Source organism: Marinifilum sp. D737 (assembly GCF_026672275.1).
In the GTDB taxonomy this organism is placed as follows: domain Bacteria; phylum Bacteroidota; class Bacteroidia; order Bacteroidales; family Marinifilaceae; genus Marinifilum.
In genome coordinates, this window is sequence record NZ_JANQCD010000023.1 from 72,691 (window position 1) to 82,810 (window position 10,120).

Genomic DNA, 10,120 nt, shown 5'->3' on the forward strand with positions numbered 1-10,120 from the left:
TATTTGTTAGCTATGGCTATCAATAAAAACATAAAATCAAGAAACAATTTTTTTTCAATCCGGGAAATCATTTATTGGTTCATAGCAGCTTTATTTATGTTTTTTGTTTTCAGTAATAGACATTACGATATTCATATACGTACGAACCTATCTATCTTGCTTTTAATAATAAGCTTTGCGAGTGCTAGGGTATGTAATAAAATTTTAATTCCTAAGTTTTTATTTAAAGGTAAAAGAGGCTTATTTATATATTTACTCATTTTCTTGATTATTATAAGCTTATGGTTGATTAGTTTTGCTCTGTTTATTATTACTTTGTACAGCAATATTGCTCTTCCCAATACAATTTTGCCATCTTTCGAAGATGTTATAATTCTACTAACAGGTACCTATTTGATTTCACTCTTATCATCTGTTTTTTATTTTACGAAAGAATCTTATCGATCCAAAGAAGAGAAATCAATTATTGAGAAGGAAAAAAACATGTTGGAGTTAAAGTTCAAAGAAGTGCAATTACAACTTCTTAAGGAACAAATTCATCCTCATTTTATCTTCAACATGATGAATAACCTCTATGCCCTGGTAAATGAAAGCCCTGCTATTTCGAGAGAAGTGATTGTACGCTTATCCGATTTATTGGAATATATGCTTTACGAATGCAATACAGAAAAGGTAGAATTAAGCAAAGAAGTGGCATTCATCAACAATTATATTGAGCTTGAAAAAATAAGACATGACGATAGTTTTAATGTAACGACCGATTTTCCTAAGAATGTATCTGGGATAAAAATTGCCCCATTAATTCTATTTCCCTTCGTTGAAAATGCTTTCAAGCATGGATTAAAACAAACCAACAAGGATTTTATTTCGATGAAATTAGAAATCACTTCACCCAGAATACAATTCAGTATCAATAATTACAAGCATGATACTGTGCTTGCTGAGCACAAAACTATAAAGAGTAAGGGGTTAGGTCTTAAAAATGTGCAAGAAAGACTTGATCTATTGTATCAGAATAGATATGATTTACAAATATCAAGGGATAAGAACCTGTTTGAAGTTAAACTAAAAATTGTACGATAATGCCCGGTAAAAATAAATATACTTGTCTGATTATTGACGATGAACCTTTGGCAATAAAAGTGATACAGGAACATCTTGGAAATTTTAGTGATCAGATTGAGTGTGTTGGAATGTACACAAAGCCTATTGATGCAATACCACTTTTAAACAAAGGAGATATTGATTTATTGTTTCTAGATATTAATATGCCATCTATTTCTGGCATTGAATTTTTGAAAGCCATACCCAATCAACCCTATGTAATCTTTACCACTGCTTATAGAGAATTTGCGGTTGATGCTTTTGATCTCAACGCTCTTGATTACCTTGTAAAGCCTATTTCTACCGGAAGGTTTTTAAAAGCAATCAACAAGTTTCTTTCAATGGAACAAACACAACTTACAAAGCGAAAAGATATCATTCATATTAAGGCAGATAAAAAGAATTATAATATTCCTGCAGATAGCATACTGTATATTGAAGGAGTAGACAACTACATCAAAATTAAAACTACAACAAACTGTCTCATTTGCTACGAATCATTATCGAGAATGGAAAAGGAATTACCTGCAGAGATATTTATTCGTATTCACCGTTCTTTTATTATTAATATCGATCAAATTGACCACTACACATCGTCATACATTAAGCTGGATGACCGAAAGTTTACCATTGGCAGAAATTATAAAGAACAGGTATTAAATTATCTGGAAAAACAATAGGCTCTATTCTTAATAATTTGATAAAACAAAATGTACAAATAAATGTCTGATGCTATTGGTTAGCACATAACTTAAAAATTGTGCTATTGCCAATTCATTTGTAATAAAGAAAAAGTGTTCCATGAAGAAATCTTCGAGGAACACTTTTTTTGTTGAACAACCAGTATAAAAAAAAAGAATAAATCATTCTCTTAAAATTTATTAATGTAAAATGTTTCGATTGAAAATGATTGTTTATAAATTTAACGGGATAATGCTTACCAAGTGCAGTGGTATGCTTATGTATAAGTTGTGTGCACCATAGACTGAAAGTACTTATTATAAATCGAAAGGAAATGGATTACAACAAAGAAAAGTACAAGATTTGGAATTGGAAAAGTCCTGTAATATTGCATTGGATTATAAATCCAGGACTGGTTGTAAACGAGTTGATTTTTGGGCAGACAATTCCAAAAGTAATGTTAATCGAAAGGGAAGGAGACAAACCATTTTATCAACGTTCTTTGGTTCCCTGTCCTCATTGTGGAGAATTACATTCAGGACTAAAATGGTCATCACAAAACAAAACTGCATTTAAAAATTGGTTTGGCTTCTATTGCGACAATTGTACCAATATCATTCCTGTTCAAAGAAATTTGACCTCATTAATGGTATTGGCTGTAACTTTCCCAATTTGGGGATGGTTTGTAAAATCATTAAAACAAAAATGGTTAAGTAAGCAGCCAGACAGATATAGAAACATAAAGCTCGAAATACCAGCAAAGAAAAATTCGACTAAAAATTGGTTGAAATCAGGCTTTTTCTTTGGCTTATTTATGTTTGTTGTAATGCAAATAATATTTCCTTTGATTGAAGGAGAGGAAATTACACAGAGAAGCCTTTTAATAGGAATACCCACTTGGATGATTTGCGGATTGGCCTGGGGGTTAACAATGAAGTGGTGGATGAATAAGAAAGGAAAAAGAATAAAGGCTAATGGAGTTCAATAAACACTGAATGATTAAGATTTTCACGAACAATACAAACAGGCTGCATGGATTAGACCATTTAAGGGCAATTGCAATTATTCTCGTGATGATCTTTCATTATGGGAGAGGGATTCCTGATTGGTTAGAACCAATTAAACGGATTGGTTGGACTGGAGTCGATCTGTTTTTTGTTTTGAGTGGTTACCTGATCGGTTTTCAGCTTTTAAAGGAATTTAAGGGCAATTCAAAAATCAATTTGAAGCGTTTTTACATGAAACGTTTGTTTAGGATTGTTCCGGCATATTTAGCCGTACTGATATTGTATTATTCATTGGGTAGTTTAAGAGAAGGTTCGGGATTGCCACCATTATGGAAATTTCTAACTTTCACTCAAAACTATGGACTCGACAGCCAAACTCAGAAATCTTTTTCCCATGCATGGTCTTTGTGTGTAGAGGAACAGTTTTATTTACTAATGCCTATCAGCATCATTCTGTTTTTTCAAACGCGATTGCAAAAGCTAGCGCCATACTTTATGCTTGCCTTAATTGGAATAGGTATTTTACTTCGAATTTACAATTGGAATGAGTTTGTTCAGCCTTTTATCGAAAGTGGTAGTAGAAGACTGATGGTGCAAGGACTTCTCGAAAAAGTGTATTACCCAAGTCACAACAGAATGGATGGATTGATTGTTGGTGTTTTGATTGCATCAATTTTTAATTTTAAACCAGGCTGGAAAGCTTTCTTAAACAAATATGGAAATACTAGCCTTTTGCTTGGACTGATTTTATTTCTGCTTGCCTATCAAGTTTGTGAAAGTATCCTTTCGTTCAAAGCAATGGTATATGGCTTGCCATTGATTTCATTGGCCTATGGATTTATTGTGATTGGAGCCATTAGTCCTACAAGCATTCTTTACAAGTTAAAATCTCGATTCACCTTTGTTATTGCAACATTATCCTATGCTATTTACCTAAGCCATAAGCAGGTATATCACTTTGTGAAAATCTGGGTCACCGATATGGATAATGGATTTATTCAGCAAAATGTATTCTGGATTTGTCTGATCCTTGCTGTAATAGGCGGATTGATATTGTATCTGTTCATAGAGAAACCATTTATGAAACTAAGGGATCGAATATTAATTGGAAATGAGAAGAAGCAAGAGATCAGAGGGAAGTTAATTTTAAATTATATAAAAAACATTTGGAGATAAAAAGCCGTGGCCTAACCAAACCCATTGCTGACCTAAAAGAACAATCATGAAAAAAATGAAATTTGATAATTGGAGAAAATACGGATTTGAGTTTTTGTCAATTTTTATTGCTGTTGTTTCTGCATTTGCATTAAACAATTGGAATGAAAACAGGAGAGATGCTTGATCCGAAAACAAAATTCTTACAGAAATATCAAATGGCCTCGAAAAAGACTTGACTGATATTAAATTGAATGAAAAGGGGCATCGGGATGGAATTACTGCCTGCAAGTATTTTAGAAAAGCATTTACAGGAAAGAACATAAATGCTGATTCTGTGATGTTCCATTACTTAAAACTTACGCGTGATTTTATATCCATTCAGAATATAGCCGGATATGAAACCTTAAAATCAAAAGGACTCGAATTAATTAATAATGATTCATTAAGACTTCAAATAATCACGCTCTATGAGTATGACTATAACACTTTAAGGAAATTGGAAGAAGAATATTCAGAAATGCAATTTCAAGAAAACTATTTCAAAGGTATTAATGAAGAATTAGTCCCACACTTTAATATTGACAGTGTTGGCAATCTTAATGGAATTGATTTGCCCCTGAAAATTCAAAAGAATAAAAGAAATAAGCTACTGATTTACCTGTGGAAGATTCAGGAAAACAGAAACTTTATTCTTGAATATTATTCAGAAATTGAAAAGAAAATTGATAAAGTCAGGAAAAATATCAACAATGAAATAAACCACTAGTATATTCCTTGCTGGTGGGTTAGCTGGCAAAATCTAAATTCCATGAATGTTAACACATTCTGGATAGAGTTTGATACCGTGAAATTGTAGTATGATCGTTATAAATTAAATAGGTGATATTGAAATGATTTTAAAATGGATAAAGAAAACAGAAATGACCGGATGGGAAGTTTCTAATTTAACTGAAGCCTTGAGGGCAGAATTTGAAAACAAATCAAATGCACTTTTTAAATTCACAAAATCTTATCCATTGGCTGCTATAAGTTTGGATAGAAATTACTTTGTTGTTATGCGCGATTATTTATGCAATACTGTAGATGACAAACAAAATATGCTTAATGCAGCAGCAGAAAATGAAGAATCTCATAAAGGGATGACTTTAGTCAGAATCCTTGGCGATGCTGTTCATGCTAGAAATGTAATATTACCTGAAGGAATAAATTACAGAAAGCTTGAATTAGATGGAGATATCATCAGTATATTTTTCGATGATGGTAAAATCACAACAAATTTCCAGGAAATTAACAAATTATGGACTTTTTATAAATTATCAGAGAGTGAAATACTTGAAACTTTTTTGGGATTTACAAATGAGTTTAAGGAGAAAGTTAAAATTGAAAAACAAGCTGCTAAAACTATTGATACAGATTTTTTTGGCACTTTAACTTTAGATGATGAGTTAGATAGTTATTGTGGTAAAATCCTGCTTGATGACACCGAAATTCAACTTTCATTTTCAAACTTTGAAAAAAAGCAATTTGATAAAAATTTGCTGACAACAAAAAAAGCCATTGCTAAATCAAAAGAACTTCAAGATTCCATGATGAATGAAATGTTGAAGTTGAAAAATGATGTTTGGTTAGACGAAGATCAAAGCATAATAGATAAAGCTGAATTTTCAACGGAAATTAAACTCTATGGACTGAATATATATGAAGATGGGGATATGGAGTTTTTTTATACTGCTGGTGACTTATTCTGGGGACATGAAATAGCAAGCAGTGTTGATTCAATAGGAGAGTACCTTGAATCAAAATTAATAGGATAAAAAAAAGCTTAAAATTGCGATTTTATAAAAAAAAGATGGGATATGCAGTTGAAATAATATTTGATTCCAAAAGTGAAGAACAGATTCATAAATTAATTGAAAGCATAGATGCCAATGGTATCGAAAATAAATTGACAAATCTAAAAAGCACTCCTCATATGGCTTTATCAGTTGCTGACGAAATAGATGTTGAGAAAACGATAAAGCTTATAGAAAATATAGCCATACCGTCATTAAGAATTTCGATGAATGCTTTGGGAACATTTCAGGGAGCAGAAAATGTTATTTTTTTAAATCCAAAAGTAACAATGGATTTATTAGCTTTTCAAAAAGAACTGTATAACCAATTGTTTACATTCTCAGAACAGTGGGTTTATTATCACCCTGAGAATTGGATTCCACATTGTACGCTTGCGATGGGTATTGCTGAAGAGGAATTTTTGAATGCTTTCCAGGTGTTGCGTAAAAACATGCAATACATCTCAGCAAGAGTTGAAAAAATACGTTTAATTAAATTTCATCCTGAAGAATTAATATACGAAAGAATTGCTAAGCACTAATAAAACATCACAAAACGAAAACCAAACTTCTTAGAAGATGATGACCTCCTTATTGTTATGGAGAGTCTGCGACAAAATGTAACAAGCCTTATAAGTAACAAAAACACGATGAATAATTTTGAACACAATAGAGAGAGCTGGAATGAATTGACAGCTCTGCACACAGAATCAAGTTTTTACAATGTGGAAGCTTTTAAAGCAGGGGAAACCTCCTTGAATTTTATCGAACTGGAAGAATTGGGAGATGTGAAAGGGAAGAGACTGCTTCATCTTCAATGTCACTTTGGAATGGATACTTTATCCTGGGCCAGAGAAGGAGCCGAAGTGGTGGGCCTGGATATTTCTGATGCTTCTATTCGTAAGGCCACTGAATTGTCTCAAGAATTAAATATTCCGGCCAACTTTGTGCGATCCAATGTATATGACATTGAGAAGGTTTTGGACGAAACTTTCGACATTGTTTATACCTCTTATGGTGCAATCAACTGGCTAAATGATCTCGACAAATGGGCGAAAATTATAAACCGTTATCTAAAACCAGGGGGAGTGTTCTACATGGTGGAATTTCATCCCTTTATTTATACCCTAAATGATGATTCTGAAATTACCGATAGTTATTTCAAGTCAGCTCCATTAGAAACCATTGTAGAGAAATCTTATACCGACAAGTCAGAGATTTCCAATAAAAACCTAAAGCACATCGAATGGCATCACTCCTTAAGCGAGGTTCTGAATGCTTTGATTTCAAATGGCTTGAATGTTGAATTTATGAATGAGTTTCCTTACCAGGTGTACAATTGTTTTCCCAACCTGACGGAACTTAGCGAAGGAAAATGGGTGTCGGAAAAACATGGAGCTAAAATTCCTCATATGTATTCCATAAAAGCCAGGAAGATGTAAACCACTGTTCGTGGAGTGAATTCAAATTCTCTTTCAGCAAACCAAATGAAAGCTTTAAAGCCATGGAAATTCTCCGGGCTTTAAAGCTTTTTTATTTCTACTTACAAATATGAATGTTGTGTTACAAAATTTGATAAGCGGTAAATGTTTGTTCCAAATTTATTGTTTAGCGAAAAAATGATATTACTTTTGCATACGAAAATTTAAAAAATTCAATGACAATGGACGAAGGCCCTTATCATACGAAACTAAAGTATTAACATTCTGTAGGGCTTTGTGTTTCCTTACAGAATAAAATTGTAAGGAGACATCATCATGATTAAAATCTTCAAAACTTTTGGCGGGTATGTTGAAATTAACAGCCCACAACATGATTGCTGGATTAATGTTACAAATCCGGACGCAGACGAACTTAAACGTTTGTATGATGAATTCCATTTGCCCAATGATTTAGTAAATGATATATTAGATCAGGATGAACGACCTCGTATAGAGTTTGATGACAAATGGACTTTGATCATTCTTAGAATTCCGGTGGAAGTAAAAAACAATGGAGTTCCATTTTATACCATCCCCTTAGGTATTTTTATTGCAGAAAAATTTACATTGACCTTGTGTTTGCAAGACAATGAGGTATTGCCCATTGGACAACCATCGCCTTTTAGAGATCAATACAAGGAGATTACCGATAGTCTTAATTTTATACTTCGACTGTTTCTCCGATCAGGAAATTTGTACCTGAAATACTTGAAGCAAATCAACCAAATGACTTCATTGATTGAACAAGACATTGAAAAATCAATTAAAAACAAGGAGTTGAACAAGTTGTTGAAGATGGAAAAGTGTTTGGTTTATTTTATTACCTCAATCAAAGCAAACGAAATTGTTCTGGCTAAACTTCGCAATTCAAAAAAGATAACGAACTTGATCAACGAGGAATTATTGGAAGATGCCTTTATTGAAAACAAACAAGCCCTAGAGATGGCTCAGATCTATTCAGATATTCAAAGCGGAATGATGGATGCATTTGCTTCTGTAATTTCCAACAACCTGAATATTGTAATGAAACAGTTGACACTGATCTCGATCGTATTAATGATTCCCACTTTGGCAGCAAGCATTTTCGGAATGAACGTGCCTAATTTTATGGAGAATTCAGCATGGGCTATGCCATCAATCATATTTGGATCCTTAATTTTATCATTTTTTGGAGTAGTTTTATTTCGAAAAAGACAGTGGTTTTAATGGGAAGCAATTCGAGCCTCTTAGGCTTGATCGTATTAAACTGTGACAATATTTTAAATCGAACTCAGGTTAATAACCAATAAGCAAAGCTCAAAAACACAATTTACTATGGATTTACTGGTAAAGACGAAGAAACAATTGGAACGAAACAATTTTGAAGTATACATTTCGGAGAGTTCCGAAGCTGCATATCATACATTTGTTGATGAGATATTGCCAGGATTAAAAGCAGAGAGTGTTTCCTACGGTGATTCTAAAACAATGCATGAAACCCAAGTGCTTGATTACATCAAAACTTGCAGTTCTTACGAGTTTATCGATACATTTAAGCCCGAGGATACCTGGCGCGAACAAATTTCACAAAGGAAAAAGGCTTTGACTGCAGATCTGTTTTTAACCGGGAGTAATGCCATAACGGAAACGGGTTGTTTGGTAAATTTGGATATGATTGGAAACAGAATTGCAGCACTCACTTTCGGACCGAGACATGTGGTTTTGTTTGTTGGGAGAAACAAGATTGTAAAAGATCTGGAATCAGCCAGGAAGCGGGTGAAGGAACTTGCAGCAATAAAGAATGCCCAAAGCCATAAGAACTTGAATATTCCATGCCAGAAAACCGGGAAATGTATGGATTGTAGCAGTCCGCATAGAATTTGTAATTCGTGGACCATTACTGAAAAATCCTATCCCAAAAATCGGATTAAAATTGTACTGATAAACGAAGATTTGGGATATTAAAACAGGTATCAATAAAAAGGAAAAGCTTTTGGCTCAGGAATGATATGGCAAAAAATATGTATATTGATTTTGCTGTGCCTTAAAGATGAATAAAAAGGATGAGCCATGCGGCTTGAGCAAAGTTAAACTGAAGAATGATCGTAGTATTCAGTTTTTTGTTTTTAATGATCCACTGTATTCAATGTAGAACCAGAATTTAAATACATACAACATGACTAGAACAATATTAGGCTTACTATTGATGGGATTAATCTCTCTTGGAGCCTGTAAAGAAAACAAAAACACTGAAGAGAAGAAGCTTAAAAAAGAAGGACTTGAAAAATCTGAAACCCTTGTCAATAAACAGTTATTGGTAGGTTCCTGGTTGGATACATCTGAATCCCAACTTCACTTTTCTATGCTACAGGATGGAACGGCACGTTCTGATAATATGGCAACCCTTTTGTATCAGAAATGGAGAGTAGAGGGGAGCAAATTAATTTTAACCGTTAAAAGCATTGGAAATGGCAGTTCATCAATCGATGAGGAAAGCTATGAAATTAAAACATTAACGGAAGAAAAGTTGGTGCTGCAAAACGGAGATTACAGCATGGGATATACAAAGAAAATGATCAAAGAATAACAATAGTTATCTACATTTAAAAGATATGATAAAAGCTTTAAAACTTAGGGAAGTTCCCGGGTTTTAGAGCTTTTTTTTGTGTTTGCCTAAAAAATTACAAGGGGATAGGAGTAAATGTGTAATTCTCTTAAATATTATTAAGGTAAAATATTTTCATTGAAAATTATTGTTTATAAATTTGATTGGTTTTTCGAAATGAAGTTGTTTAGAGTCCTACTGGGATTTCGAGAGTGACTTATTGGTTTTCAGTGGCGAAGCTCAATTTTTTATTGCATAGCCGAAGTTACGTAA

At 33.2% G+C, this 10,120-nt stretch carries 11 protein-coding genes; all 11 read left to right on the forward strand.

Annotated elements, in window-relative coordinates:
* Positions 1-12: 12 nt before the first annotated feature.
* The 11 genes from NQ163_RS14095 to NQ163_RS14145 all read left to right on the forward strand — a co-directional run bounded on the left by NQ163_RS14095 (position 13) and on the right by NQ163_RS14145 (position 9,829).
* Positions 13-1,083 carry a sensor histidine kinase gene (locus NQ163_RS14095; protein ID WP_268190950.1) on the forward strand — a complete coding sequence of 357 codons (1,071 nt, stop codon included), beginning with the start codon at positions 13-15 and terminating at the stop codon, positions 1,081-1,083.
* Complete coding sequence (locus NQ163_RS14100; protein WP_268190951.1) at positions 1,083-1,784, forward strand: LytR/AlgR family response regulator transcription factor; 702 nt, start codon at positions 1,083-1,085, stop codon at positions 1,782-1,784. Before NQ163_RS14095 ends, NQ163_RS14100 begins: the two co-directional genes overlap by 1 nt.
* Before the next feature lie 335 nt (positions 1,785-2,119).
* The gene (locus NQ163_RS14105) at positions 2,120-2,773 is read left to right on the forward strand and encodes a hypothetical protein (protein WP_268190953.1); all 654 of its coding nucleotides are present in this window, start codon (positions 2,120-2,122) and stop codon (positions 2,771-2,773) included.
* Positions 2,774-2,780: 7 nt separating this feature from the next.
* Positions 2,781-3,968, forward strand: coding sequence for an acyltransferase family protein (locus tag NQ163_RS14110; RefSeq protein ID WP_268190954.1), 1,188 nt, complete (start codon positions 2,781-2,783; stop codon positions 3,966-3,968).
* A 214-nt stretch (positions 3,969-4,182) separates the two neighbouring features.
* On the forward strand, positions 4,183-4,716 hold the full coding sequence (locus tag NQ163_RS14115; protein WP_268190955.1) for a hypothetical protein: 534 nt from the start codon (positions 4,183-4,185) through the stop codon (positions 4,714-4,716).
* A gap of 124 nt (positions 4,717-4,840) precedes the next feature.
* Complete coding sequence (locus NQ163_RS14120) at positions 4,841-5,764, forward strand: DUF2262 domain-containing protein (protein ID WP_268190956.1); 924 nt, start codon at positions 4,841-4,843, stop codon at positions 5,762-5,764.
* A 35-nt stretch (positions 5,765-5,799) separates the two neighbouring features.
* A complete protein-coding gene (locus tag NQ163_RS14125) occupies positions 5,800-6,324 on the forward strand; it encodes a 2'-5' RNA ligase family protein (RefSeq protein ID WP_268190957.1) in 525 nt (174 codons plus the stop codon).
* Between the two features lie 108 nt (positions 6,325-6,432).
* On the forward strand, positions 6,433-7,224 hold the full coding sequence (locus tag NQ163_RS14130) for a class I SAM-dependent methyltransferase (protein ID WP_268190958.1): 792 nt from the start codon (positions 6,433-6,435) through the stop codon (positions 7,222-7,224).
* Between the two features lie 315 nt (positions 7,225-7,539).
* A complete protein-coding gene (locus NQ163_RS14135; protein WP_268190959.1) occupies positions 7,540-8,469 on the forward strand; it encodes a magnesium transporter CorA family protein in 930 nt (309 codons plus the stop codon).
* 108 nt (positions 8,470-8,577) lie between these two features.
* Positions 8,578-9,207, forward strand: coding sequence for a lactate utilization protein (locus tag NQ163_RS14140; RefSeq protein WP_268190960.1), 630 nt, complete (start codon positions 8,578-8,580; stop codon positions 9,205-9,207).
* A gap of 211 nt (positions 9,208-9,418) precedes the next feature.
* The gene (locus NQ163_RS14145; RefSeq protein ID WP_268190961.1) at positions 9,419-9,829 is read left to right on the forward strand and encodes a lipocalin family protein; all 411 of its coding nucleotides are present in this window, start codon (positions 9,419-9,421) and stop codon (positions 9,827-9,829) included.
* The last annotated feature ends 291 nt before the right edge of the window (positions 9,830-10,120 follow it).

Excerpts from the sequence above, each read along its gene's own strand:
- NQ163_RS14145 (WP_268190961.1), top strand. The coding sequence starts at position 9,419 with ATGACTAGAACAATATTAGGCTTACTATTGATGGGATTAATCTCTCTT.
- NQ163_RS14130 (WP_268190958.1), top strand. The coding sequence starts at position 6,433 with ATGAATAATTTTGAACACAATAGAGAGAGCTGGAATGAATTGACAGCT.
- NQ163_RS14110 (WP_268190954.1), top strand. The coding sequence starts at position 2,781 with ATGATTAAGATTTTCACGAACAATACAAACAGGCTGCATGGATTAGAC.
- NQ163_RS14135 (WP_268190959.1), top strand. The coding sequence starts at position 7,540 with ATGATTAAAATCTTCAAAACTTTTGGCGGGTATGTTGAAATTAACAGC.
- NQ163_RS14105 (WP_268190953.1), top strand. The coding sequence starts at position 2,120 with ATGGATTACAACAAAGAAAAGTACAAGATTTGGAATTGGAAAAGTCCT.
- NQ163_RS14140 (WP_268190960.1), top strand. The coding sequence starts at position 8,578 with ATGGATTTACTGGTAAAGACGAAGAAACAATTGGAACGAAACAATTTT.
- NQ163_RS14095 (WP_268190950.1), top strand. The coding sequence starts at position 13 with ATGGCTATCAATAAAAACATAAAATCAAGAAACAATTTTTTTTCAATC.
- NQ163_RS14100 (WP_268190951.1), top strand. The coding sequence starts at position 1,083 with ATGCCCGGTAAAAATAAATATACTTGTCTGATTATTGACGATGAACCT.
- NQ163_RS14125 (WP_268190957.1), top strand. The coding sequence starts at position 5,800 with ATGGGATATGCAGTTGAAATAATATTTGATTCCAAAAGTGAAGAACAG.
- NQ163_RS14120 (WP_268190956.1), top strand. The coding sequence starts at position 4,841 with ATGATTTTAAAATGGATAAAGAAAACAGAAATGACCGGATGGGAAGTT.